Genomic DNA, 26,059 nt, shown 5'->3' with positions numbered 1-26,059 from the left:
ATTCCAACGATACCACTCCACATAACTGAATCATCGTCCGCCTAGATTGACCGCTCCCCAAACCCAACAGGAGAGCGCCATGCTAAAGGTTTTATTCCCGAAGTCTTGCCATTACCAATATTCGCGCTTCGGCGCGGAGCTTGAATTGTTTGCCCGGTGGTTGCTCGCAGTAGGGTATCTCCCTGGTGCTGCGGCACGCCGTCATGTCCGCCGATTGAAGCGCATCCTCGAGGCCACAGCGGCCCTTGAGTGTGGCCAGTTTATACGCGAAGCCGAATTGGAAGAAGCGTTAGCCCTCGTTCCTGGCGCTCTGCGCGACGCTTCCACTGAGCGGGCATATCGCCGCTTCCTAGAGGCAGAAAGACGGCTTGAAGAAACAAAGCCGAAAGGGCCTCTGGAGCACTTGCTGCTACGATATCGAGAATATCTTCGAGACGTAAGGGGGTTGGCACCAGCGACGATTGGCCAGCATCTGGCAACGATCGAGGTTTTTCTGTCCTTGTCGGCTGGACCAGCACAGGACCTTTCCGCACTGACATCAGAGCACGTCGAAAACTTCATCCATACCTTGAGCCGCAGAGTGCTGCGCCAAACGCTCCAGCATAAAGTCGCCCATCTGCGCGCTTTTTTGCGCTTTTGCGGCGATCGTGGTGAGACTGCGCGAGGGCTTGAGCGCATCGATACGCCCAGAACCTATCGTGGAGAATTGCCGCCTCGTGCCCTTGGTTGGGAGGTGATCGAAAAATTGCTGGCCTCGGTCGCCAGGACTGATTATCTCGGCCGACGTGACCATGCGATCCTCCACCTCATGGCCTATTACGGTCTGCGGCCTTCTGAGATTGCAGCGCTGACGCTAGACGCGGTCAATTGGAAGGGACGTACTCTGCGCGTAGAACAGCGCAAGACTCGTTCCACCCTGGTTCTTCCTTTGGCTGACCAGACCCTTGAAATCCTCGACAGATATCTTGCCGAAGGGCGTCCCTGCGGTACGGTGACGGACGTCCTGTTCCCGAAAGCGCGTAGTCCTGTGGGAGCCCTGACGAGCTGGGGGATATGCGACATCTTCACTAAACGGGCACGGCAAAGCGGCCTACCGCTCGATGGTGTCTCATCATATGCATTGCGACATTCGTTTGCCATGCGATTGCTAGGCCGAGGCGTCGGGGTAAAAACGATCGGTGACCTGCTCGGGCACCACAGCCTTGAGAGCACTTGTGTTTATCTTCGCATCGAGACGGACATGCTGCGTACGGTGGCTCTGCCAGTACCTGGCACTGCTGCTCATTGAGGAGAATGGCAATGTTCACAACCATCTCTCCGACACCCCTCGATCAGCCGATTGTGGCATGGCTTGCCCATCAGCGTGCTCTTGGCCGCCGCTATTACCCGGAGGAAAGGGTTCTAGTGACCTTGCGTGAATTTATCAGCCGCACCCCGGGACAGGATCTTGACCGTGCAAGCTTTGATCGATGGTGTGCCGCATTCCCTCATCTGGCAAGCAATACCTTGCGTTATCGCCAACGCGTTGTCCGCATGTTCTGCCTTTATCGGCGGCGCAAGGAGCCGGGCTGCTTTGTCCCCGATCCCTTGTACTTCGCGCGGCCCCGGCCGTACCGGCGTCCCGTTATTGTGGAGCCCGGGCAAATAGCCAGAATGCTGACCGCCGCTAACAATATGCCCGTCGCTTCTGGATCGCCGCTGCGGCCTGCGGTTTATAGGATGGCCGTCATTCTGCTGTACACGACCGGGATGCGTCGCGGCGAATTGTTGCGCCTTACGCTGGCAGACTGTGAGCCTGAAAGTGGAGTGTTACGGGTTCGGGAGTCCAAGTTCCACAAATCAAGAATATTGCCGCTGTCGCCCGACGCACATACCGAATTGTGTAGCTACCTTCGAAAACGTCTCGCCCCGCCGTTCAGCAGGGATCCCGACACGCCACTTCTTATCAACACGGAAGGCGGTCTTCGTTCCTATACTGGCACTGGGATCAGTGGCGGAATCCATGCCCTGTTCAAGGCCGCAAATGTTGAGGATAGCGAGGGCCGACGGCCCCGCATTCACGATCTGCGTCACAGCTTTGCAGTCGGGGCGCTCATCCGTTGGTATCTGGACGGCGCCGATGTGCAATCGAATTTGCCGAAGCTGGCTCTCTACATGGGTCACGTTAGCATCGCGTCGACGGCATGTTATCTGCACTTCCTTCCGAAGCTGAGGGCGATCGCCAGCGACCGCTTTGAAGAGGCTTTCGGCGGTCTCGTCAGCGAGGTCGTGGCATGAAGAAGCATCAATCCACGGCATTGGGACGAAGCATGGCACGCTTCTTTCAAGAATATCTTCCCGCTCTCCGCGGCATGAGCCATCATACGATCCGGAGCTATCGCGACACGATGGTCCTGTTCCTGCGATTTGCAGCGGCAGAGACCAAGGGATCCGTCGAAAGCATCGACGTCTCCGACATCAATGCCGACAGGATCGGTAGCTTTCTCACGTCGCTTGAGGTCGAGCGTGGCAACAGCATTGCGACCCGCAATGCAAGGCTGGCGGCGATGCATACCTTTGCGCGGTTCCTGATCTCAGAGCATCCCGAACATATGGATAACCTGCAAATGGTGTTGACACTTCCCTTCAAAAGGGGCGCGCGGGTGGCACCTGTCGAATATCTCGAAGAGCCAGAAATCAAGAGCGTCCTGGCGTGTATCGACCGCCGCACGCCTTCAGGACGGCGGGATTACGCACTGTTCTCGCTGATGTTCAATACGGGTGCACGAGTTCAGGAAATTCTGAACCTTCGCATTTGTGACCTTCGTCTGGTATCGCCCTGCCAGGTGCGCCTGCATGGCAAAGGCAACAAGGTTCGCCTCTGCCCGATCTGGCGAAACACGGCCCAGCTTCTTCAGGAATTGATCAACACGCAGCATCCGCCCTCGGATAATCCCGCCGAGCAACGAGTCTTTCTCAACGACCGCGGCACACCGCTGACCCGGTTCGGTGTTCGATACTTGCTGCGCAAATATGTTGATATGGCCGCGCGGGAAGAGTCCACTCTGGCCGAAAAAAGCATCCATCCCCACTCGCTGCGGCACACAACGGCCATCCACCTTCTCAAGGCGGGCGTTGACATTGCCACCATCAGCCAGTGGCTCGGCCACTCGGGCCTGAACGTAACGATGCGCTACGCGCGAGCCGATATCGATATGAAGCGGCAAGCGCTCGAACAGGTCTTTCCGGACGTGATGTCATCTACAAAAAATCAGACGATCATTGCTTATGATGGCGGGATGTTAGGCTGGCTGCGCCGCTTATAGCAGCTCAGTTATGTGGAGTGGTATCGTCGGAAAGGTGCGCAGTTGCGGGCTCATGCGGTATCAACTCCACATCTCTGCGCAGTGCACATTAATCAAGAATGAGCAGGTCGGTTCTCGCCAAAGCCTTTAAAACCTTTGGATATCGGCCGTCAGCACGCGCCAAAGCCAGGGTCGCGAAGAGCCTCGGAAGCCTATGATAGGCGACAGCGAAGTCCTCGCGGCATGCCTTGTGCCCAAGAGCGCAAGACAACCAGCTCTTGCCGACGCCCGCAGGTCCGATCATCAGTATGCTATGGCGCTGCCGGATCCAGTCGCATCCGGCGAGCTTCAGGAAGAGATTGCGATCGAGGCCACGGGTGGCGCGAAAGTCGATGTTCTCAAGCTGGGCATCATGGCGGAGGTTTGCGGCCCGAGCCCTTGCCTCGAAGCGCTTCTGGCGGCGTGCGGTGGTCTCTCGCTCAAGAAGAAGCGCGAGCCACTCTCCGTGCTCGAGGTGCCTGACTTCCGGCTGCGTGTCGAGTTCTTGATAGGCGCTTGCCATGCCGGAAAGGCCGAGATCGCGCAGCATGTCGATGGTGGGATTGGTCAGCATGATGGAATGTCTCCTCAATGAAAGTAACCGGGACCGCGCAAGTTGGCGTGTTCCACAACGGCGTCAGGTTCGGTGGAAGGTTTTTTGCCTTTGTAGGTGGCGATGAGCGAGGCGATGGTCTTGCAGTTCAAGCCGCCGATCTCGACAGCGCGTGCTGAAACGGCCTCGGCGCGGTCATGACCGATATCGCGATAGAGGCGCAGAATCCCCAGGCACGTTCTAAAGCCCTGTTCCGGATGCGGTCGGCTGGTGAGAATGGCGATGATAAGCCCTTCGGTCTGCGGCCCGATGGACGCGCCCCATCGCCGGAAGCGTTCCGGCGTCCATTCGGCATAGCGGCGGTGCGAACTCGGCATATGCGCGGGATCTGTTCCGTAACGCGGGCCACCATAGCGGCGCTGATGCACCGCAACGCGTTTGCCGCGATGGAAGATCTCGATCATTCGTGCGGTGGCCCGGATATCGACTTGGCTCCGGATGAGGCTGTGCGGGACGGAATAGAAAAAGTTCTGGAATTCGACGTGATAATCCGTCGACACCCGTGCCAAACGCGATTCTGCGAACTCGTAGTGCTCGGTGGGCAGACCAGCAAGTGCTGCCCGTTCGACCGCCTCAAAGAGGTTCCGACGACTGACGCTAAACCGGCGCATGACGTGATTGTTGAAGCGCCGCCGTGAATGGGCCATGCATCCGACGTGGGTTGCGCCATGCGGTGTAGCCATCGGTCACCAATATGCCGCGGTAGTCACCGAGAAAGGTCTGCGGGTGGCCATGTGTCTCTGGACACGACGCATGTTTACGCCGAAGTCGATATGGAAATGAAGGCCAAGGCGCTGGCTCGGGTCGACATCTCTGAACAACAAACCACGGTCTCCCAGCGTGCGCTACCGTCCCTAATGGCCTTCCTGAAGGCTCTCTAGCGCGGTCGTGGAGTTGAAGTTTATGTTGGGGTGCAAGCCGGGGAAACGAACCTTTCTCCGACCACCGCTACATATGGCTGGCCGCAACAAAACGCCATAGGCGTCCGCCCGCAGAATGCCAGTGAAGGTCTTCAGATGGCGTTAGCTGTGCTTGCGCCGCCCGTCGTGCGCCAGACGCCAACGGGCGGCGCGGTCTTTGCCTCGGGATCTGCAAGGAAGCTTCACCGGACCTAAAGCGGCGGCGGCGGCGGGATCTGCAAGGAAGCTTCACCGGACCTAAAGCGGCGGCGGCGGCGGCGGCGGCGGCGGGATCTGCAAGGAAGCTTCACCGGACCTAAAGCGGCGGCGGCGGCGGCGGCGGCGGCGGCGGCGGCGGGATCTGCAAGGAAGCTTCACCGGACCTAAAGCGGCGGCGGCGGCGGCGGCGGGATCTGCAAGGAAGCTTCACCGGACCTAAAGCGGCGGCGGCGGCGGCGGCGGCGGCAGGATATATCGAATTGTAAATGTATCCATGACAGTCCGGGAACTACACACTGATCATCAATGAATATGTTGGTAAATGGAACTGCCCCATAAAAACCGTTGCGGACACCTCTCGGAATGCGGGTGATTTCTTCTTCGGTCATGAGCATGCGGTTGAGTTCCGTGGTGCGTCCGGCCTGTTGACGTGCACCGCTTAGATGCCGGCCATTATTGTTCGTGCGGGGATTCGGTTTATATCGGACAGACATGCTCGAGGCACGTGGTTTTAAAGGGGTTTCCGATCCTGTCACTCTCAACTTTCGCCCATAAACCTCCGCTTAGAACCACGCATGCCGACAATGAGGATCAGGACGCGCGAAGCTCCATCTTGGCAAGGCGTGCCTTGATACTGGATAAGTTGGTGCAGATCAGCCTTTTTATTTGACCACTTGCGGACGGGCAACCCATACTTTTTTGACGCTGATGCTATCTCGAGCTTCCTTGAGGATTTGCCTCCGTCTTCTTGCCTCTTGCCGAGGAGGCGCTGCAGCTCTTTCACGTGGTTCTGACGTACAACCTCTTTAAGCGATGCGGTGACAGTTAGCGCGCCCTGCGCTGCAAGCCTGCGCCAGGCGAATGACTGGTTCGGCTGAATGCCATGGCGTCGAGCAACGATGCTCACCGTGACATCAGACTCGTACGTCGGTACGTCTCCTGGACTATCGCCAGCTTTTCCGCTGTCGACCAGTGACGGCGGCGCTCAGGGCCGGACAGGACTTCTATCTTCGGATTGCGACTAGTCATAATAGTCACATTACTGCTCACACTAAAAAATTGGGAGATCGTGTCCGAGGATTTATGGAGCCATTACAGTAAGTGCAGAAACGGAATAACAAGAATTTAATACGCTTATTTTATTGCCATAAGATAGGAAATTACATTATTATAACAGCAAAATACACATTAACTAATGAGAAGTTGCATCGAATTACATTGATATTGAAAAAGTAATAAAGATATTACTTTAATACCGACGCTTTTATTTCGGCATTCACACATTAACATCCAGATGGGGGCTTAGATGAGAAACTTCACGATCGATGCCCTGATTTCGCCATTCCCAGATAGCCATTTCATCTTCAGATCGATCTGAGATTACCCAGTCCGCAATTGTTGCCGAATTTCCTGGTGTTCCTTTTCTCCACCGTATGTATTTCCGCTCGTCGGTCTCATGACGTCGAGCCCTGCCTGTTTTAATGTCGATTGAGAACTCAGCCCTCTCGCCACAATCCAGAAAGGCTGCGAAGTCATAGCATCTAGTAACCGCAGCAAACTTCAAGTGAGGGCGTTTAGCTCTAATCATCGTATCCTCCTTGACGTAATGCGCGAGTCTAACTGCGGCTTGATCTGAATCAAAAGCCAACAGGACATCTGCAACGACAACTCGGCCCAACAAGTTTTTGGTCACCCTGGAGAAAACAACATGTACCGCCACAATCCGCATGTCTTGCATTAGCAAGGAATCAATCCAGGTTTTGCCTGCCAAATACAAATCATCGACTGTGGGTTCAGTAACTTGACGCAGACGGGCCAGACGGCAAAGTTCTTCAGGAAAAAGAGCGGGCATCAAAGCGATTGATTTCCTCCAATCAGATGCGGGCTGGGCTTTTAAAACTGCGTCGACAAAGGCACTACCGTGTGGGTATTCAAATGTGTAGAAAAGTACAACAACTCTTTGATGGTATTCCGGTCGGTGGCTAAGCCAAGCCACAATCACGTGAGCTTCGTAGTTCCTGCCGTCTAGGAAAATGGTGGCATCTGGATTAGCCGAAAATACCTTCCCCAATATTTCGTCTAACAAAGGAATATGATCAATGGTTTCAAGATACCTATCTTGTATTACCCCATTGGACACCTCTCGAATAATAACAGGCACGTCCTTGATGTCTGATGAGTGAATTTCATTGAAAAGATTATCTCCCAATTTTTCAGACACTCGCCAAGTGTTAAGATCATGAGAAACGATAGGTACATTATCTGAAGTTAAACAGACGTCCAACTCGCTCAGATTGCGTCCACCTTGCCCCAGCGCGGCTAACAATGAGCTCGCGGTGCATTCTTGAATGCGGTTCCCTAAATTGAACATTCCTCTATGCTCAATGACCTGTAAGGGCAGGTTCTCCTCGAGCCGCTCTAGAAGCTTTGGGACAGAATGGCGTGCGAGAACCTCAGGGGGAGTGACGTTTTCTGGAAGATCCCAATGAAGCGTCCAAGCCGGCCAAGCGGTTTCGTCCACCTTGTGTGGCTTACGCTGACAAAGCACCTGCGCAAAAAAAACGGGACGTCAGGACGCTTTTTGATGAGAAAACAACAAAGCATTCTTACATTCATAGCCATCTGCGAACTAAAGCCAATAGCCGGGAGCAAGATTGGAATTGCTGCGATCTCGATCTAAAAGTGACAAGCGAAAAGTTCGGTGCGACGTATAAAAATAATGGCAAGATATGTATTTAAATGATGGATAAAGGCTGACAGTTTTAGCTAATAATGTAGTGGGGCTCATTAACCTAGCTGGAATCACTGCCCGCCTGATCAGTCAGTGTCTTATTTTCGGCGTCAATTTGTCCCCCCCTATACGACTAATTGCGCAAAATATTCAAACTGCTGGCCTCACATCGCGCCGTTGCCGGCGGTCTCACCGAAATGTGGGCCCTACTCTTGAAAAATCGTCCATCAACATAAATTTAATGAGCTAAAAAACGAAATACTTCGGGGCCGTCTCAATTGATTCAAACCGCTATCCCGTGATTTATGCTATCGGGTAGCCAATATTAAGGGTACTCACGCACGTATAATAATCAACTTAGGCTGATTGACATTCAGAAAGAACTCTCTTGTTCGATATGGATCACAGTCGGCCGATATTCAACGTTATCGACAGCTCGCATATACAAGACCGGAGTGAACTTGAAATCGTCCTACTTGCTACAAGGGAAAATTATCTCAGTTTTACAGAAACGAATCTAATTCCTGCTCAACGCTCTTGGATAGATTTTATCATTGATACTAATGTACCGATTGATCCAGCTGCAGACGAAGTGGTCAAGCGCTTCCGCAGTGTTGCTTGCTTGCCAGGGCCGGTAGGTATGCCCCTGAATATTATACTAAAAGATTCTCTAATGTACGTTTATTGTTCGTTTCGAGAAATGCGAAGGTATGCATGCGAGCGATTTTATGAGGGCTTTTCCGGCAAAGGCGTGGTCATCTCCACCGTTCCACCCTATGCCCAAGGATTAACAAAAGAAACTATGAGGTGGTGGCAGAACGAGGTCTGTCAAATTACAAACAATGAAAAAAATGACTTGGATGCTTATATTGCTTTCCTTCCGAATACTTCGCTTCAGAACACAAGTTTCTCGCACGTGAAGATCGGCGGCGATACCTTCCTGGCGCCATCCCGGGCTGACCCTTTCTGTGTTGAAATAGTCGCGGTCGGCAAAGCTCTCTTTCAGGATAACGGGCTGAAGAAGGCACCCAAGGCGGGGTGGACAATGGCTCTCACCTCCTTGTTGAAGCGCTTGGTCTAATACGCACATCTGTGTGTGAGCGGGAATGAAGCAACAGTGTCCGATCGTAACGAAATGTGTCAAGTCTATGTAATGATAATAAGATGATGTAGCCTGCATGCAGATAATCAGTGTATTTCCAATATGTACTTTAATTACCGATGTCGTATCGTTGTGTGCTTTATGAATAATAAATTATTTACCATAGATGTATCTGATTAATATTTTGGTCTCGAGTCGCAGTATAACGTTTGAGCCGTTCTATCAATCAAAGCAAATTAAAGGTGCATCCTATGTAAATTGCTAATTTTATTTTTGCTTTAGAATCTAATTTACCACTGAATTATAAGATAATGCTTATTCTAAGCTTTGAGAAGGATTAACTAAAAATTTTATATATCGATTTTTATTATATCAAGCAGATGTTTCGATCTTGGTGGCGACACAGACGCGCTGAGTATTCTATGAATTTCAAGAATAATTATAAATGAAGCGCAGATTTATTAGACAATAATTGGCGTGGTAAACAGCTAGTTCGGCACATCTGAGAAAGAACGAAAATTTATGGCTTTTTCTAATGCTGCCCCGATTGCTAACAGACGGTGGTCTGAACCCGCTAATCCATCAATTTCCATTCCAACAGGCAAGCGATCAGGTGTAAGGCCAACAGGAAGGCTCAACCCAGGTAGGCCTGCGTTGCTGCTTGGATCCACGTTTCGCACGTAGATCTTGAAAGTGTTCACCATTGAGCCATTGTGGATGACTGAGGAATCCTGACCTATGGCTTTGGCCGCCAAGGGTGCAGTTGGGAAGAGAATTGCATCTAACCGATAGAGTCTGAAGTAGTTGCGATAAGCGGCTTGGAGCCTTGGCCTGAAGGAGTGACGCGCCAGTTCATATTCAGCGTTGGAAATTTGATGTCCCTCAATTTGTGCGTTGACAATGTCCGCTACATCGGGACTACGAATTTCTTTGATAACGTCAGAAAAAGAAACTGTTCCCACAAACTCGTCGAGATACTGTTTTAGAGCGTGTGGAAATTCATAAAGTGCAATTGGCAAGCTGGCCCCGTTGTTCAGATCCTCCAGGTGGGGAATATTGGCTTCAACGAAGGTTACGCCTCTGTTGGCTAGCAAGCGAATCGTCGTTTCAGCTGCCAAGGCCACATCAGCATCAAGGTCACCGTAAAAGTAGGTAGTGGGGAGGCCGATCCGAAGCCCCTTCAGTGGCACGGGCGGAATTCTCGCCGGCCTTCGGGATATCACCTGGTCGAGAATTACAACATCGGCTACGCACTGCGCTATGATTCCGGCGGTGTCTCGGGTCGGACTAACCGGTATTATCCGATCTCCCGGATATCGACCAAGTGTCGGTCGAAATCCTACTACGCCACACAGGGCTGCGGGTAGGCGAACAGATGCACCGGTATCGGTGCCTATGCCGCCCAACATCAATCGGCTTGCCACCGCAGCAGCCACACCACCGCTTGAGCCTCCTGGTATCAGACCTGGATTCCACGGGTTCCGCACCGCCCCGGTGGCATAGTTGTTGCTCGTAATTCCAAACGATAACTCATGCATGTTTCCCGAAGCACCCGGCAGGGCTCCAGCTGAAAAAAGTCTTTCTGCGACGCGGGATGGTATCTTTGGCAAGTGGTTTATCAGTGCCGGCGTAGCAGCGCTGGTAGGAAATATGCCGGTCGCGATGTTCGCCTTAAAACAGAGTGGAATGCCGCAAAGACCTACTCCGGCGTTTCCATGGCGATCAATTTTTTTGGCGCTTCGCCGCAAGCCATCCCAGTCTGTAGCCAGAAGGGCATTCAATGCTTTTGCAGCTTCACAACGCGCGATTAGAGTTTCTACTAGTTCTAAGCATGAGTAGTCTTTCCGTCTTAGGCGTTCTAGGGTTTGTGCTAACGAGGTAATGGGCACCATCTTTCTGGATTGGGGATTTTAAGCCCATTTCAGATCAAATAAATATACCGCGCTTGGGCCCAAATTGCGCGATTATTGGAGGGAATTTCCCAATCACGGCGTATGATCCGAATTATTGGAGGTATTAAGGGCACTTTTTCAAACGGAAACAGTATTGTATCAATCAATATTCAACCTGATTGAGCGGCGAGTCGGACCCGCGTGAATATTCTATTGAAAAACGCCAAAATTGTCGCTTTCCATTGGGATGTCAATGCACAGTATGTTCCCCGATTTTCAACTTAAATAGAAACGGTTGATGTCTTTAGTTATCTACACAAAGACCAATCTTCCCTAGCAATGTCAGCCTCATCTCTTTTTGATAAACAATGCGATCATTTCTCTACCAAAATTGTGGATCTGATAATGGTCGACAAGGCTGATGAATTGGACCGCCGCGTTGCCGCAGCCTTCTCAGAACGAGAAGCTTCGAGGGAAAGAAGAATTACTCAAATTTCCGGCGAGTGCCGCGCTGGGTTAGCTTGCAAAAGGCTGGCCGACGGTCGCTTTCCGGAGATCTCAGCCGGTCAGAGGGTCGCAGTCCTCTCCGCTTACATCTATGTTGGCGAGGAAATTCTGAGGTGGATACTCGAACCAGAAGCTTCGGTGCGAACAAGAGTGAGTGGTCTCGTTGCCATCGACCTTGCACCATCTTGCATGGATATCTCCAGAGCTCAACTTCTCCAAACCATGAATTTGCTGAGTGGTAAAAGATGTGCACCCAGCGACCTTAGTCATTTCGTGGCCATTTCAATCTCTGAGACTGCCCGCTCCCGAACCCTGCAAATGGCGCCGTACGAAGAAGGCTCGTTGAAAAGCGTTACCGGGTTTACCGTAATCATTGAAGAGGCAGTACCATTTGACATGGTAGCTTATGGTCGAAACCTGATGCTGAAGGCTTCGGCAGGGTCCTTTCCAACGATCGACTTGCTCTACGACTACAGATTGTTTCTCGACAAATGTTCAGATAGTGGGCGGATCGGCTTCTTTCCAGAAGATGTTCCCAGGCCAAAAGTAGCGGTCATTGGGGCTGGCATTTCCGGGCTCGTGGTGGCAAGCGAACTGCTTCATGCTGGCGTAGACGATGTTACAATATATGAAGCAGGTGATCGGGTTGGAGGCAAGCTTTGGTCACATGCTTTCAAGGACGCTCCGAGCGTCGTGGCCGAAATGGGGGCGATGCGATTTCCTCCTGCTGCATCGTGCTTGTTTTTCTTCCTCGAGCGGTACGGTCTGTCTTCGATGAGGCCGTTCCCAAATCCCGGCACAGTCGACACTGACTTGGTCTACGAGGGTTGCCGATACATGTGGAAAGCCGGGCAGCAGCCACCGAAGTTGTTCCATCGCGTTTATAGCGGGTGGCATGCGTTCTTGAAGGACGGTTTCCTTGAGGGAGATATTGTGTTGGCTTCGCCTGATGCTATCACTGAGGCCTTGAAATTAGGGGACATTAGGCGGGCTCATGACGCCTGGCAAATTTGGCTGAACCGTTTCGGGAGGGAGTCGTTCTCTTCAGCGATAGAGAGGATCTTTCTGGGCACGCATCCTCCCGGTGGTGAAACATGGAGTTTCCCTCATGATTGGGACCTATTCAAGCTAATGGGAATAGGATCTGGCGGGTTTGGTCCAGTTTTTGAAAGCGGGTTTATTGAGATCCTTCGCTTGGTCATAAACGGATATGAAGAAAATCAGCGTATGTGCTCTGAAGGAATCTCAGAACTTCCACGTCGGATCGCCTCTCAAGTGGTTAATGGCGTGTCTGTAAGCCAGCGTATACGCCATGTTCAAGTCAGGGCGGTTGAGAAGGAAAAGACAAAAATAAAGATAAGGCTTAAGAGCGGGATATCTGAACTTTATGATAAGGTGGTGGTTACATCTGGACTCGCAAATATCCAACTCAGGCATCGTCTGACATCCGATACCACCATTTTTCGTGCACCAGTGAACCAAGCCGTTGATAACAGCCACATGACGGGCTCTTCAAAATTGTTCCTGCTGACTGAACGTAAATTTTGGTTTGACCATATGCTCCCGTCCTGTGTCCTCATGGACGGGGTCGCAAAGGCAGTGTATTGTCTGGACTATGAGCCGCAGGATCCGAACGGTAAAGGTGTGGTGCTCATCAGTTATACATGGGAGGACGACTCCCACAAGCTATTGGCGATCCCCGACAAAAAAGAGCGATTATGTCTGCTACGGGACGCAATTTCGAAATCGTTCCCGGCGTTTGCCCGGCATTTAGTTCCCGCTTGCGCTGATTACGACCAAAATGTTGTTCAACATGATTGGCTTACAGACGAGAATGCCGGCGGAGCTTTCAAACTCAACCGGCGTGGCGAGGATTTTTATTCTGAAGAACTTTTCTTTCAAGCGCTGGACATGACTAATGATACTGGAGTTTACTTGGCGGGTTGCAGTTGTTCCTTTACCGGTGGATGGGTGGAGGGCGCTATTCAGACCGCGTGTAATGCCGTCTGTGCAATTATCCACAATTGTGGAGGTGTTTTAGCAAAGGACAATCCTCTCGAACACTCTTGGAGGAGATATAACTACCGCAATAGAAATTAATCTGCGTATCCTGTTACAAGTATTGCACGTTTTATAAATTGCTATTAATGAATCTTGATGTTTAACAACGAATATGATGGTGTAAATAAAATTTCTGTAATTCTATTAACCTCCATTATGTTGAGGTGCGCAGTAATATGTTGAGGTATAGTTAAAATATCAACTGTCGCGTTTATTGAATGGTAATATTATTCCAACGGTAGAATATCTTTGATTTTGTCACAATGACAACGACTGCAAGAAGTAAATAATAGACACCGTTGTTAAGGAATTGCTATCACATGTGCCTAACAATATGGACATATTTAAGTCAAATATGAAATAGTCGCCCTTATTTTGACGTCTCACCTAATCAACTATTACAAACGATTTCACTCTCTCGCCAGCAATGATGATAATCAGCGCAGACAAGTGGCAGTAAAGCGCGGAAAAACGTCCTCAAGTGGCATGAATAGCTGCCTCTATAGTGCTGATTTAGTCAGCCTTATTTTGACTTAAAGGCGCCTTCGTTGGTGACAAATTGCTTTCAAGGAAACAGCCGTGCCCCACACTTTGTTGAAAAACAAGTTGCCCTTTGGAGAGACGCTAAAGCCATTTGCTCTTCAATAAGGAATCTCGAGGAAGACAATATAACAGCCTGTGATGATACACTTCTCGAACCCAAAAAATATCAATTTGTATTCAAGATATCGCAAAACACTTATGGATCTCCGTCTAATTTTCGGTCCAACTTGTACAGGAAAGACATCGACCGCGATAGCTCTTGCCCAGCAAACCGGGCAGCCAGTCCTTTCTCTCGACCGGGTCCAATGCTGTCCTCAACTGTCAACCGGAAGCGGACGACCAACAGTGGAAGAACTGAAGGGCACGACCCGTCTATACCTTGATGAACAGCCTCTTGTGAAGGGTATCATCTCAGCCAAGCAAGCTCACGAGAGGCTGATCGCGGAGGTTTATAATAATGAGGCTCACGGTGGGCTTATTCTTGAGGGAGGATCTATCTCGTTGCTCAAGTGCATGGTGCAGAGCAGTTATTGGAGCAACGATTTTCGTTGGCGTATTATTCGCCACAAGTTAGCAGACGAGGAGACCTTCATGAAAGCGGCCAAGGCCAGAGTTAAGCAGATGTTGCACCCCGCTGCAGGCCTTTCTATCATCGAAGAGTTGGTTCATCTTTGGAATCAGCCTCAGCTGAGGCCCATACTGGAAGGGATTGATGGGTATCGATACGCCATGTTGTTTGCTAGCCAAAACCAGATCACACCCGATATGCTATTGCAGCTTGGCGCAGACATGGAGGATAAGTTGGTTCATGGGATCGCTCAGGAGTATCTCATCCATGCGCGCCGACAGGAACAGGAATTCCCTTCAATTAACGCAGTCGCTTTCGAAGGATTCGAGGGTCATCCGTTCGGAATGTAATAGGATCTCCTGGCGCCCTGGGGATTCGCTATGTTTGCGATTGCCAACGACGAACAGCCCTATCCGATGAAGACAAAAATCGCAGGACGAGTTGGTGGAAGGTATAGCCCAGGAGTATCTCAGCTATGCTCGCCTGCAGCATCGCCGCTACGCAATGCCAAAGATAGATCTATCTTTGCATAATAAAATACGATTAAGTATATTATGGAATGTTCGATTGGTATTTGTAGATGTTTTATTTTTCATGGGCGTGTTTCATTTTGTATTGTATTTTCATAGTTTTGAAACGAGACGTTTCATAAATAAAATTACGCACGACTAATAATAGTAATAATAATATGTGTTTGGGCCACAATTGCTGTATTTAGACCATATTAATTGCATTGCGAGAGACGAAAATGACGAATTTTATTTCGGTACTGGATGATATTAGAAACATGAAAAATAACAAGATTCAAAGCACGCGTTGATAGATCAAGTTTTCTGGTAACCGCGACACCTAACGTGTGAGATGGCACGATCCCAATGCGACAATGGGATAATGAATGAGATCGGATAATTGGAACTCTCTCGTTTCCTCTTCCTCTTCCTCTTCCTCTTCCTCGTTTTCGATACCTTCGTTATCCTCTCCTTCCTCAACATAATTACCTAGCCTGGCGTACCAACCATAACCTTGACCGCGGATTACATCAGTCCTGATCCGTATGAACAACTGGCTCATCAGGATCGCCAAAAAAAAGCTGTTTGTACTCGGACCGTGGTGGTAATTAACGAAGCCTCCTTGACCGCAACTCTGTTGCAAGATTGCGTTCATTTCTTGTGGATCCAATAGCCATGGGGGCATTGCGGTAGCTACTGTCCCGAAGGCCGGAGAGTTGGACGGTAATAGGCGATTGAGACCACACAATTGCGCTGTTTGCGGATTTCGCTAAATCGGGACAGCGGTTTCAGCAAGTCGCGGACAAGCGTTTCGCTAAGTCGCGGACAACGGATGCGATCGAATCCCGGTTGCCTTGTTGCTGTTACGCGTGATTGTGTTCGGTTATTTCGTCGCCGGTCAAGAGCGTCGGCGTTTTTCGTTTGCGCATGCTGTCGCCTTCGAGAGTGATGCGGTGGGCGTTGTGAACAATGCGATCCAAAATCGCATCGGCCAAAGTGGCTTCTCCAATCATTTCGTGCCAGGCGGCCACCGGAAGCTGAGCTGTGATCAGGGTCGATTTCCTTCGATATCGCTCCTCGAAGATTTCGAGCAAATCGAGGCGCTGTCGGTCATTCAGGGTATGGGTTCCCCAGTCATCCAACACCAGCAACTGAACACGTGCCAGCTTGTCGATGAGGCGCGGAAAGCGTCCATCGAGCCTGGCAAGTGCGAGATCCTCGAAGAGCCGCGGCATACGAACGTAGAGGACAGAGTAGTCGAGGCGGGCCGCCTGTCTCGCAAAGGCGCAGGCGATCCAAGTTTTTCCAGTGCCCGTTTGGCCTGTCAGGATCAGGTTCTCGTTTGCCTTCAGCCATGCGCCCTGCGCCAAGGACAAGACATTGCGACGATCAAGGCCGCGGTGAGATCTAAAATCGATGTCTTCGATCGAGGCATTGGCAAATCGAAGCTTTGCTGTGGCGAGCCGATTGGTCAGCCGTCGGTCGGTTCGTAGTGCGATCTCGCGGTCGAGCATCAGGCCAAGCCGTTCGTCAAAGCTAAGATCATTTCCATGAACTTGCTCGATAAGTTCGCGATAGGCGGTTGCCATTCCGGCAAGACCAAGCGCACTCATCTGGTCCAGTGTTGGATGTGTCAGCATTAGATGTCCTTTCATTGGTAGTAGGTTTTGCCGCGGATATTGCCGTGCGGCGGTGCCGGCTTCACGGTCTCGCTTGCGGCAGGAGCCTGATCGAGACCAGATCTGAGAATGTTGGCGACAGACGAATAGGTCAGCGCATTGATGACCAACGCACGCTCACAGGCCAATTCCAGCCGATCGGTTTCGTAACGACGCGCCAGGGAGAGAATGCCCTGAGCGGATCTGTAGCCTTGCTCCGGGTGCGGCCGATCGCTAAGCAGACGCTCGATAAATATCGCAGTATTGGCCCCAACCTTCGCCGCTTCCTTGCGCAACGTGTGAGGCGTCGTGTTTGCATAGCGCTGGTGAGCTTTCGGCATATGCTCATTGACAGTGATATGGCCGGAACGCTGGGAGCTTCGGATGTGGCTGGCGACCCGCTTGTGGTCAAAGAAGATCTCGACCGCTCGATACGTCAGCCTGATATCGACCTTCCTGCCGATCAGACCGTGCGGCACGGAATAGAACGTCTTGTCGACGTCGACATGGTAATCGGGATGAACCTTGGCGACCTTCCATTCCGCGTATTCAAACGGCGTTGGCGGCAGTGGCTTGAGCTGGGAGCGCTCGACCTCATCGAACAGGGCTCGCCGGGATTTTCCATACCGACGCATCGTACGGGTGTTAAGGTCCTCGATCAGAGCGCTGATGCGGATATTGAGATCGACAAGGCTGAAGAAACGGTCGTTTCGAAGTCTGGCCAGAACCCACCTCTCGACGATTAAAACCGATCCCTCCGCGGATGGTTTATCCCGAGGACGCCGCGGCCGTGCTGGCAATACGGTCGTATCGTAGTGTTCGGCGAAGGCAGCAAATGTCGCGTTCAACGTCGGTTCGAACCAGAGAGCCTTGGCAATCGCGGATTTGAGGTTGTCGCAGATCGTTGTCTTCGTCACCCCACCGAAGTAACTGAAGGCTCGCTGGTTCGCCTCGATCCAATCCGGCAGCTTCTGACTGAAGCTGGCATAGGAGAACACCAATTGCGATGCACTCAGCACGGCCACATAAATCTGTGCTGCCCGGATCTCGCCAGAAGACGGATCGATGATCGGGATCGTATGGCCGGCATAGTCGCATTCCATCGCGACACCAGCCACATGACGACTGCGATAGGTGGGTTTGGCGCGGCTCTCATAATCAGCAAATCGGCAGCAGAACCAGGTGTAGCCGTATCCATCCGGATGGACCTCCCGGTATTCCTGCCATAGCAGGTTGAGCGTCACGCCTTTGCGTTTCAACTCGCTGGCCACTTTCGGCCAGTTCGGTTCCTCGCTGTCTCGAGGAGGTCGCCCCATCCGCCGGAATAGTCGCTGCTCCAGGAGCTCGTCATCATCCAGACCGGGTGGAAGTGGCCATGCTGCAAGCCCCGCCTCCCGCGCCCGCAGCAGATACGTTGAGACCGACGTCTTGCTCATCTTCAGCCGCTCAGAAACGGCGCGTATCGACAATTCCTGCTCGAACGTCAGCCGCAGTATCGATCGAATGTCTTTCACATCAGTATGTCTCGCTTGCTTCCGTCTAGGCATTAGATCCTCGCTTAAAACACGAGAACAAATTGCCAGATCGGCGCTCACGAGATTCGATCTAAATCCGCTGTCCCTTCTGTCCGCGACTTACTGAATTTGCTGTCCCGAACTTTCTGAATTCGGTGTCCGCGACTTACTGAAATCTTTGTCCGGGACTTTGTGAAACCCGCACGCTGTTACTTCATCGACGTAAACATAGGTGAGCCTCTGGTCTGAAAGGAGATACTCGTCATCGTACGCATTTGGGTTAACAACGGAGCGGTTAAAGTATACGAATTGTGACAGGGTGGATCTGAAATCGGTACGAGCCTGGCGCAAGTGTTGCCTCAACTCACTAACTCGTAGGATGCGTCTAAGATCGCGAACCTGCCAAGTAGGAACCGTCATTTCGTATATTGCCGATTTGCCGAGGGGCTGTGACAGAAATGGAGTGATGGTTCGTGTTCTTATAGTGAATGGGCAAGCGATTGTGGCCGACTCGATAGCATTTTCGTGAGTGCACTTGGTAGCCTCGTCAGGCAATCAGCGCGCAACAGTCGCCGCATGTGGAAATATTTCTCCAATCAGGAGCATTTTTCGCTAAATGTGTCATATTTTTTGTCTTTTTTGTCCCAAAAGTCGTGGATTGGGTAATTAGATCGCAGAATGTGGCAATTCTGCGCCGAACTGCTTTTTGACATTTACGCCCCAACTTTTTCTTCGGTGGGCCACCGTCGGCACGAATTTTTGTCTTTTTTAAAGAGCGCTTGGTGCAAATTTCAGATTTCAGAGAAGATATCTGTTCCGTCTGAGGCAAGTTTCTACTTCTCAATTACAAGTTGGAAATGGAATACAATCGTCCAATGTTCCGACCGAGATACGTCAAATTTGTATCTGATTCATCGTTGGGAGATTTCCGTCTTAGGGAATCTAGGGACGCATATGTAGGGTTTATCAATAGTACATTAGCTAGTGCTCAGAAAGTGTTGGAGGAATCAATTCTAAAAACTAAGGTTTGCGCAGCCGACGGGAGGTTAGCGCATTTTTCTGAAGCGCCGTGTCTGCGGGGTCCTTCTTTTGACACCTTGTATTCAGTGCTTCCCGGCACTGATTTGTGGTACGTCTACGGTAGTTCCGACGAAATTCATCGGTTTGTGGAGTGCGGAAAATTTTTGTGCACTACGGCTTCCAGATTTGTCGCCTGTACTGAATCGCCTTACACCGACGGAGTGACATCCCAGACGATATGGAAATGGCACAACCAGATCTCACCTGGCTCTCGGCTTTGCCTGAAGGATGTGGAGGCGTTTTTCGCTTTCCTGCCGAATGTATCGTTTTTCAAGACGAACTATTCACTTCTCGAAATCCATGGCATGCATCAGCGCAAGTTTCTTGCCCCAATCCCAAGTTCACGGTTTAGATGCGAAGTTGTCGCGTTTGGTGAGGCCTTTCCGCCGTCGCCTAAGCTCGTACCAGATGCGAAGATTGTCAGCGTTGAGAGGCTTTCTAAGTGGTCCTACGGTAGTTGTTTCCGGTGTTAGATTAGCGCAGAGTGTTGATTGTGGATGTGTATTGCTTTTCAAATATTAATGTTAACTGAATCTTGAGTGTGTTTTTAACGTTATATTATATCATGGGGTTTTTGTATTGTAATATAAAGTAATTCCGGATTGTGATAATTAGTAGTTAAGAATGTCTGTGTGAGGGGATTTCCTCTAGGAAAAATTTGATTTTATACGAAATTAACATCCTTTATTTTGTTGCTAGATTAATATAGAAAACATAAAAATAACAAAGTCGAAAGCACAAAAAACACACTTGATAAGAAAAATACGCGTTACATTTTACATAAATATGATAATTCAACAGAAATTATATTAGATGCATCGCAATACGGTGATAGGGGTGCGGACTTATGAACTTTATTACAAGAGGTTGGAACGAACTGCGTGGCGCACGTCTTCTTTACTTCATCATCTCATCCTTAACAAGTATGGTGGCACCAAAGCGGATCAAGTCTCCTGACCTGAAGTTACCAATCACGCTGGATGTTTTGTCAGTTGGCGGAAAGTTTGCCTTTCCCGCATGAATAATATTGATGAACGCGCGGGTGAGGGGCATCTCGATTTTGGTAATAGTTGCAATTGCCGCGATATCCTCCAATGAGCATAATTCCTCAGAAAAATAACGATGTTCCATGTTGTCAGGGCATGCATAATGCACGTTATGAGGTGATGGTGCGAGGCAATATTCCCTTAGGGTCGCATAATTAGTGCCATATTCATCATTGCATTCCTGCAAGAGAGAATTGAGATGCAACCCACACGCTTTGGCAACCTTCCGGCGCTCTTGGTCTACCTGCTCTTGAACATTGCAAACGTAAGTGTTGGATCCTTCACCATAAAAGAAAAAGTCCGTCTCGGCTCGTGGGGTTCGCTCGTCTAGTTCAAGAAGCCACTGCTCAGCTCTTTTGGTAAGGGAATTGACAGGGTCGCGCAATCTTCCGATGTTCATAACAGCGGCAATCGCATGAGTGATATAGTTGGAAAAGAACAGCACCTGCAATGGTGGGATGGGGATGATCCTAGCCGTAAATAGCTGGGCGAAGATGATCTTGATATCTTCGGGTAAATCGATGACGCCAACATCATTTCGATGAATTGGGAAACACGACAGTCCGAAAGAAGCTTTCATTTCCTTGATGTTGACCTTACATTTTTTTTTATCCGATAGCTTAGACGTTGTGGGCGAATTATCCGTCTCGAGTATTCGCTTGCATTGCAGCTGCCTCTCGTACTTCATGGAAAACCCATGGCCGCAGACGACGAGAATATCCTTTTCTGCGAGTTCACCGTTGAAGTTGGCTAGTTCACTGACGAAGCTGTCGTGAACGTCCGCACGGGTGACAATAATCAGTAGATGGCTGGAGCGAATAACTGCGAGCAGATCATCAGAGGCTGAGACCGTAAATGAACCGTTGATCACTCCCTCGGTGGTGACGACTCCTTCGTTGGCTTTGATTGCTGAGATCGATCCTGGATGATCCGCTGGTGCCCACAGAGCCGTGGAAACGTGCCGAGAGGCGAACCAAGCCGCTAATGCAGTCCCAGCGTGACCAGAACCGAGGACACCTACAGTCAAGGGAAGCGGATGATGACCTGCGGCTGGGACAGGTAGAGAAGTTGAGGATGAAGCGAGAGCCATTATCGAATATTTTGGTTGAGAGAGAATATGAGATATCTGATTGAGTTCCGAAAGGAATTTATGTCAAACGTCAGTTGCGTTGTGGCAAGAAACTCTTGCTGGCTGACAGTGACCTGAGGCGACTTTTGTACGCCCAACAGTGGTTTCTGACGTACGTGCTTAGCTCATTAAAACTCTAGCAGCCGGCGGCTGAGTGGCTCCTTCAACTTTAAAGTTCAATCCATCCCAAAATTAAAACGGCTTGTCCAACGTCATCGCCCCGGTCAATAGCGTGGCTGCCTTAAATTTTGCGCTCCTGATCGGTTTGTCATTTTCCGTAATCAATTGTAAATATCCAGTGTTTGACAGGATATATTGGCGGGTAAACCTAAGAGAAAAGAGCAGTTATTAGAATATTTGTATGTTTGTAAGAGTCGGACTCGAAAAGCCTTCAATGATATCGATACCTTGCAAGGCGCCGAGTGATCAGGCGAATGTGGGCGATCATGATCCATGCCTGTGAGGAGGCGATGGACTTTTCTACGTCTTTTGCCAGTCTTCGGCATCTGCCAAGCCAGGCGAAGGTCCGCTCGACGACCCAGCGTCGTGGCAGCACGTCAAAGCCTTTCGCTTTGTCCGAGCGCTTGATGATCTCGACCGTCCAGCGCCCGATCTTCTTCAGTCGCCGCTTCAGCTTGTCGCCTGCATAACCACCATCGGCGAAGACATGCAGCAACCATGGCCACCTGTGGCGAATGGATTTCAGGAGATCGGGAGCACCGTCGCGATCCTGGATGTCGGCGCTGTGCACCATGAGGCCGACCATCAGGCCGAGCGTATCGACGATGATATGGCGCTTGCGCCCTTTGACCTTCTTGCCCGCATCGTAGCCTCGTATGCCGCCACTTTCCGTGGTTTTCACGCTCTGGCTATCGATCACGCCAGCCGTCGGGCTTGCCTCTCTGCCCTCCAACTCGCGAGCCTCCATCACCAGATGATGGTTGATACGTGTCCAAAGTCCCAGTGCCCGCCATTCATAGAAATATCGCTGGACGGTTGAACAGGGCGGAAAGTCCTTTGGCAGCATGCGCCACTGGCAACCGGTCGTGGCGATGTAAAGCAGAGCGTTGACGACCTCGCGCAAATCAGTGGTGCGGGGACGGCCCAAGCGGCGGGGTATCGGCAGAAAAGGCTCAACCAAAACCCATTCCCGATCCGTCATGTCACTTGCGTAGCGTGCCGTGCGCCGGGCATAGTGCCGACGGGCGATTTCAGTCCAGGCCATCGTGTACTCCTTCGAATCTTCGCAAATCCGAAGGAATCATAACCTGTTGAAATCACCCACCTCTTTTTGAGGCAGCCTCTAAGAGCGTGAAAGACTCATTCGATCGTTCGTTTGTATGTGCAAGCCCCATAGAGCCCGTTCTAGATGCTCGACGGTCCACGCGCTATTGGCATCTCTTCAACTTCCCAAAGTTCGGAAAGCCTGACGACGCAGCAACATTCCAAAGAGATCTCGAGGCTCGTCCGGATCGGCTATTAGGTCGAGTGGGCTGCTGTGGCGTGATCCCTCAACGCGGTCGCGGACGTAGCGCAGCGCCGAAAAATCCTCGATCGCAAATCCGACGCTGTCGAAAAGCGTGATTTGCTTGTCGCTCTTTCGGCCGACGTCCTGGCCAGTCATTACGCGCCAAAGTTCCGTCACAGGATGATCTGGCGCGAGTTGCTGGATCTCGCCTTCAATCCGGGTCTGTGGCGGAAACTCCACGAAAATATCCGAACGCAGCAAGATATCGCGGTGCATCTCGGTCTTGCCTGGGCAGTCGCCGCCGACGCCGTTGATGTGGACGCCGGGCCCGATCATATTGTCGCTCAGGATCGTGGCGTTGTGCTTGTCGGCCGTCGCTGTCGTAATGATATCGGCACCTTCGACCGCCTGTTCCGCAGAGGTGCACGCCTCGATCTGAAACCCGAACCGCTGGAGATTGCGGCTGCAGCGAGCGGTTGCCTCCGGGTCGATATCGTAAAGCCGTATCCGATCGATATGGAGCAGCGCCTTGAAGGCGAGCGCCTGGAACTCGCTCTGGGCACCGTTGCCGATCAGCGCCATCGTGCGCGCATCTTTACGCGCCAGATATTTTGCCGCGATCGCGGAGGTTGCGGCCGTTCGCAAGGCCGTCAGGATTGTCATTTCCGACAGCAGCAGCGGATAGCCGCTATCGACATCGGAGAGCACGCCGAACGCGGTCACCGTCTGGCGTCCCGACTTCGTGTTTTTCGGGTGGCCGTTGACGTATTTAAAGCCGTAGAGGGTGCCGTCGCTCGTCGGCATGAGTTCAATCACGCCGTCCCGCGAATGCGAGGCGATGCGTGGAATCTTGTCGAAGCTTTCCCAGCGCCGGAAATCTTCTTCAATGTAGCCGGCCAGTTGAACAAGGAAGTTCTCGATCCCGGTGCTGACCGCCAAATCCATCATGTTTTCAACACTGATGAACGGAACGATGTTGAGGTTGACAATTGCTGGCATCTTTTGGCCCCCTTTATTGGTTTGATAGACTGCCGGACGAGCCCCGATCACACGGGTTCGGCCGTGATCGCGTACCCGGTAACTACCCGTTTCTTGAGCGTGGGCAGATCCAGCGGGCCGAGGTCTTTAAGCAGGTCGTTTTCTTCGGAAAAGTCGCGTCCGTAGCAGGCGCTTAAAATTCGCACGCCGCTTTCATGCAAAGGCGCCGATACGCCGGCTGCTTTTGCCAAATGCAGGGTGGGGATCAGACCAAAGGGAACGTCTTCGAGCACGTAGCGAGTATCGAGGCTCTTCGGACCTGCCGGGTCGCTTCCGCGCTCGACCAGGATCGATGATATTTCTGAAACCGATTGGCCGGATATGTCGAACGATAATCGGAAGTGATCGAAGGTGGATCGGACCGTCTTGCCGAAAGCGGACGCGATTGCCAGCCTCTCAAGATCGAGCGCTTCCAGGAAGCGCCCGACGGCCGGGGTGACATTGGTGTTCTGACCCCAGTCCTCAGCGCGTTCGATACGCGACAAATTGCAAAGCGCGATTCCCATATGGTCCTGGGGATTGAGGTTGCTCAATGCGATCGTGAGGATGTCGTCCTTAACGTCGAACCGATCGCCGAACAGACCGACGCATGTTTCGTGCGCCCGTCCTGCGAAGCGTGCCGGTAGGGTCGCCATATCGACCTTTGCCCGGATGGCACCGATGTTGAACGTATCCGCTGCCCGCGGCTTGCAGGTCAGCACAGTCGTGCTCCATGCCGTGATTGGAATCTCGATTCCACGCTCGGCCAGCCCCTTGGCGAGGTAGAGCGCCGCAAAGGAAAGATGGGCGCTGATGATCACCGAATGACGTGCGCTGAGGTGCGGCAGAAGAGCGTCGAGAACAAAGCGGTGACCATAGGCTGGCAGTGCCAGCACGATCACATCGGCTTCGGCCAATTCCTCGGCGTTCGTGCAGATGTGCGGGTGGAACTCCATGCTGATAGCACCCGTGATCTTCACCGGCGCGCCGGCAGAGAAATCAGTAGTTCTTTCGCGTGAACGCGACCAGATCAATGGCTCATGGCCATTCTGTAAGAGCAACGCCGCATATCCAATGGCGATCGATCCTGCTCCCGCTATTCCAACCTTCATCTTCTTCCTCCTTGTTTCGAAGGGTTGTCTCGATGCGAGAGGCAAACCTCGATCGCTCCGGGCCACACCCAGTGGTCAAAATGCTGTTGTCACCCGGTCGAACACGCGCCTGCCGAACAGGCTCGCGGCAAGATCGGTCATCAGTCGGGCCGTACGTCCTCGCTCGTCCAGAAACGGATTGAGCTCCGCAAGGTCGAGCGAGGTGACGAGACCGCTGTCATGGAGCATCTCCATGATGAGGTGTGCCTCTCGGAAAGTCGCCCCGCCCGGAACCGTGGTGCCCACCGCCGGCGCAATCCCGGGATCGAGGAAGTCGACGTCGAGGCTGACGTGCAATCTGCCCTTGGCCTTGCTCACGCGGTCAAGAAAGACGCCCAGCGGGCGTACGACGCCTTGCTCGTCCAGAACCCGCATGTCGGCGACTTCGATACCGATCTCGGCAACCCGGCGCCTTTCTTCCGGGTCGACCGAGCGAATCCCCATCATGGATACGTTGCGGGGATCCACAGGCGCTGCCAGCGGCGGTAGCCCTTCGAAGCCAGGCTGGCCCGTATAGTAGGCGACCGGCGTGCCATGAAGATTGCCGCTTGCAGTCGTGTGTAGGGTATGCAGGTCTGCGTGCGCGTCCAGCCAGAGGACGAATTGCTCCTTGCCGAGTTCGGCCGCTCGTTCGGCCACCCCGGAAACGGTGCCGGCAGACATTGAGTGATCGCCGCCGAGAAAAACCGGAAGATCACAGCTGCGGGCCATCTCCAGCGCTTTTTTGGAGAGACTGCGCGTCCATCCCACCATAGCGTCGAGGTTCTTAACAGCGGAATTGGTGTGACTGATTTCGGGCTCCGCCGTCGGCGTCGCATCTCCGAGATCAGTGACGGCCCAGCCCAGTTCCGTCAAAGCTCGCGACAAGCCGGCAGTCCGAAAAGCATCAGGCCCCATCAGGCATCCGGGTTGGGATGCGCCGCTTTGAACGGGGGCTCCCAGGATTTGGCACGTCTTCAACTCATTCTCCTTGCGACGCCGCGAGGCGTTCATTTCTTGACTGCAACTTTGGTCACCACGCTGTGGCGA

At 51.9% G+C, this 26,059-nt stretch carries 19 protein-coding genes, 3 pseudogenes and 1 CRISPR repeat array; of the genes and pseudogenes, 8 read left to right on the top strand and 14 right to left on the bottom strand.

Going from position 1 to position 26,059, the window contains the following annotated elements; genetic code table 11:
• Window positions 1-79 precede the first annotated feature (79 nt).
• From J5278_RS26965 to J5278_RS26955, 3 genes are read left to right on the top strand one after another with little or no spacing between them, the layout of a single operon-like run.
• A complete protein-coding gene (locus J5278_RS26965) occupies window positions 80-1,288 on the top strand; it encodes a tyrosine-type recombinase/integrase (protein ID WP_111223095.1) in 1,209 nt (402 codons plus the stop codon).
• An 11-nt stretch (window positions 1,289-1,299) separates the two neighbouring features.
• Window positions 1,300-2,277, top strand: a complete 978-nt coding sequence (locus J5278_RS26960) for a tyrosine-type recombinase/integrase (protein ID WP_111223096.1) — start codon at window positions 1,300-1,302, stop codon at window positions 2,275-2,277.
• On the top strand, window positions 2,274-3,305 hold the full coding sequence (locus tag J5278_RS26955) for a tyrosine-type recombinase/integrase (protein ID WP_111223097.1): 1,032 nt from the start codon (window positions 2,274-2,276) through the stop codon (window positions 3,303-3,305). Before J5278_RS26960 ends, J5278_RS26955 begins: the two co-directional genes overlap by 4 nt.
• A 91-nt stretch (window positions 3,306-3,396) precedes the next feature.
• On the opposite strand, the pseudogene J5278_RS26950 reads toward J5278_RS26955, so the two are convergent.
• Together J5278_RS26950 and J5278_RS26945 are read right to left on the bottom strand one after the other, a co-directional pair.
• A pseudogene (locus J5278_RS26950) lies at window positions 3,397-3,897 on the bottom strand (ATP-binding protein); the annotation flags it as partial.
• 14 nt (window positions 3,898-3,911) lie between these two features.
• Window positions 3,912-4,665: pseudogene (locus J5278_RS26945) on the bottom strand (transposase); the annotation flags it as partial.
• 5 nt (window positions 4,666-4,670) lie between these two features.
• Between J5278_RS26945 and J5278_RS26935 the strand changes: the two are divergent.
• Window positions 4,671-4,817, top strand: coding sequence for a hypothetical protein (locus J5278_RS26935; protein ID WP_257623506.1), 147 nt, complete (start codon window positions 4,671-4,673; stop codon window positions 4,815-4,817).
• A 213-nt stretch (window positions 4,818-5,030) separates the two neighbouring features.
• Window positions 5,031-5,280: direct repeats of the CRISPR family, unit length 27 nt; unit sequence AGGAAGCTTCACCGGACCTAAAGCGGC.
• A 468-nt stretch (window positions 5,281-5,748) separates the two neighbouring features.
• Here the strand turns inward: J5278_RS26935 and J5278_RS26930 are convergent.
• Together J5278_RS26930 and J5278_RS26925 are read right to left on the bottom strand one after the other, a co-directional pair.
• Window positions 5,749-6,083, bottom strand: a pseudogene (locus J5278_RS26930) (transposase); the annotation flags it as partial.
• A gap of 247 nt (window positions 6,084-6,330) precedes the next feature.
• Window positions 6,331-7,575, bottom strand: a complete 1,245-nt coding sequence (locus tag J5278_RS26925; RefSeq protein WP_111221730.1) for a glycerophosphodiester phosphodiesterase family protein — start codon at window positions 7,573-7,575, stop codon at window positions 6,331-6,333.
• A gap of 607 nt (window positions 7,576-8,182) precedes the next feature.
• Here J5278_RS26925 and J5278_RS26920 point away from each other — a divergent pair.
• On the top strand, window positions 8,183-8,866 hold the full coding sequence (locus J5278_RS26920; protein ID WP_161959374.1) for a RolB family protein: 684 nt from the start codon (window positions 8,183-8,185) through the stop codon (window positions 8,864-8,866).
• 509 nt (window positions 8,867-9,375) lie between these two features.
• Here the strand turns inward: J5278_RS26920 and iaaH are convergent.
• Complete coding sequence (gene iaaH / locus J5278_RS26915; protein WP_045231698.1) at window positions 9,376-10,779, bottom strand: indoleacetamide hydrolase; 1,404 nt, start codon at window positions 10,777-10,779, stop codon at window positions 9,376-9,378.
• 405 nt (window positions 10,780-11,184) lie between these two features.
• Between iaaH and J5278_RS26910 the strand changes: the two genes are divergently transcribed.
• Both J5278_RS26910 and ipt read left to right on the top strand, forming a co-directional pair.
• Entirely contained in the window at window positions 11,185-13,386 is a 2,202-nt protein-coding gene (locus J5278_RS26910; RefSeq protein ID WP_236775266.1) for an FAD-dependent oxidoreductase, read from the top strand.
• A 702-nt stretch (window positions 13,387-14,088) separates the two neighbouring features.
• Window positions 14,089-14,808, top strand: a complete 720-nt coding sequence (gene ipt / locus J5278_RS26905; RefSeq protein ID WP_065657522.1) for an adenylate dimethylallyltransferase Ipt — start codon at window positions 14,089-14,091, stop codon at window positions 14,806-14,808.
• Between the two features lie 499 nt (window positions 14,809-15,307).
• On the opposite strand, the gene J5278_RS26900 is transcribed toward ipt, so the two are convergent.
• From J5278_RS26900 to J5278_RS31815, 4 genes are all read right to left on the bottom strand, one after another.
• Window positions 15,308-15,715 carry a RolB family protein gene (locus J5278_RS26900; RefSeq protein WP_111221725.1) on the bottom strand — a complete coding sequence of 136 codons (408 nt, stop codon included), beginning with the start codon at window positions 15,713-15,715 and terminating at the stop codon, window positions 15,308-15,310.
• 115 nt (window positions 15,716-15,830) lie between these two features.
• Window positions 15,831-16,607: an IS21-like element helper ATPase IstB gene (gene istB, locus J5278_RS26895; protein WP_111221724.1), complete on the bottom strand. Its 777-nt coding sequence runs from the start codon at window positions 16,605-16,607 to the stop codon at window positions 15,831-15,833.
• Window positions 16,608-16,618: 11 nt separating this feature from the next.
• Window positions 16,619-18,172, bottom strand: coding sequence for an IS21 family transposase (gene istA / locus J5278_RS26890; RefSeq protein WP_111221723.1), 1,554 nt, complete (start codon window positions 18,170-18,172; stop codon window positions 16,619-16,621).
• Between the two features lie 87 nt (window positions 18,173-18,259).
• Complete coding sequence (locus J5278_RS31815; protein ID WP_111221722.1) at window positions 18,260-18,559, bottom strand: RolB family protein; 300 nt, start codon at window positions 18,557-18,559, stop codon at window positions 18,260-18,262.
• 437 nt (window positions 18,560-18,996) lie between these two features.
• On the opposite strand from J5278_RS31815, the gene J5278_RS31810 reads away from it, so the two are divergent.
• On the top strand, window positions 18,997-19,692 hold the full coding sequence (locus tag J5278_RS31810) for a RolB family protein (protein ID WP_111221721.1): 696 nt from the start codon (window positions 18,997-18,999) through the stop codon (window positions 19,690-19,692).
• 424 nt (window positions 19,693-20,116) lie between these two features.
• Here the strand turns inward: J5278_RS31810 and nos are convergent, their stop codons facing one another.
• The 5 genes from nos to rocF form a co-directional block, all read right to left on the bottom strand.
• On the bottom strand, window positions 20,117-21,355 hold the full coding sequence (gene nos, locus J5278_RS26875; RefSeq protein ID WP_045231695.1) for a D-nopaline dehydrogenase: 1,239 nt from the start codon (window positions 21,353-21,355) through the stop codon (window positions 20,117-20,119).
• Between the two features lie 430 nt (window positions 21,356-21,785).
• A complete protein-coding gene (locus J5278_RS26870; RefSeq protein WP_111221719.1) occupies window positions 21,786-22,619 on the bottom strand; it encodes an IS5 family transposase in 834 nt (277 codons plus the stop codon).
• Between the two features lie 177 nt (window positions 22,620-22,796).
• Window positions 22,797-23,861: an ornithine cyclodeaminase gene (locus J5278_RS26865; RefSeq protein ID WP_161959373.1), complete on the bottom strand. Its 1,065-nt coding sequence runs from the start codon at window positions 23,859-23,861 to the stop codon at window positions 22,797-22,799.
• Between the two features lie 47 nt (window positions 23,862-23,908).
• A complete protein-coding gene (locus J5278_RS26860) occupies window positions 23,909-24,991 on the bottom strand; it encodes an NAD/NADP octopine/nopaline dehydrogenase family protein (protein WP_111221717.1) in 1,083 nt (360 codons plus the stop codon).
• 75 nt (window positions 24,992-25,066) lie between these two features.
• Window positions 25,067-26,023: an arginase gene (gene rocF, locus J5278_RS26855; protein WP_080868315.1), complete on the bottom strand. Its 957-nt coding sequence runs from the start codon at window positions 26,021-26,023 to the stop codon at window positions 25,067-25,069.
• Window positions 26,024-26,059: the final 36 nt, after the last annotated feature.

The organism is Rhizobium sp. B21/90 (genome assembly GCF_019355815.1).
Classification (GTDB): Bacteria; Pseudomonadota; Alphaproteobacteria; order Rhizobiales; family Rhizobiaceae; genus Rhizobium; species Rhizobium rhododendri.
This window is presented reverse-complemented; position numbering and strand designations above follow the sequence as displayed.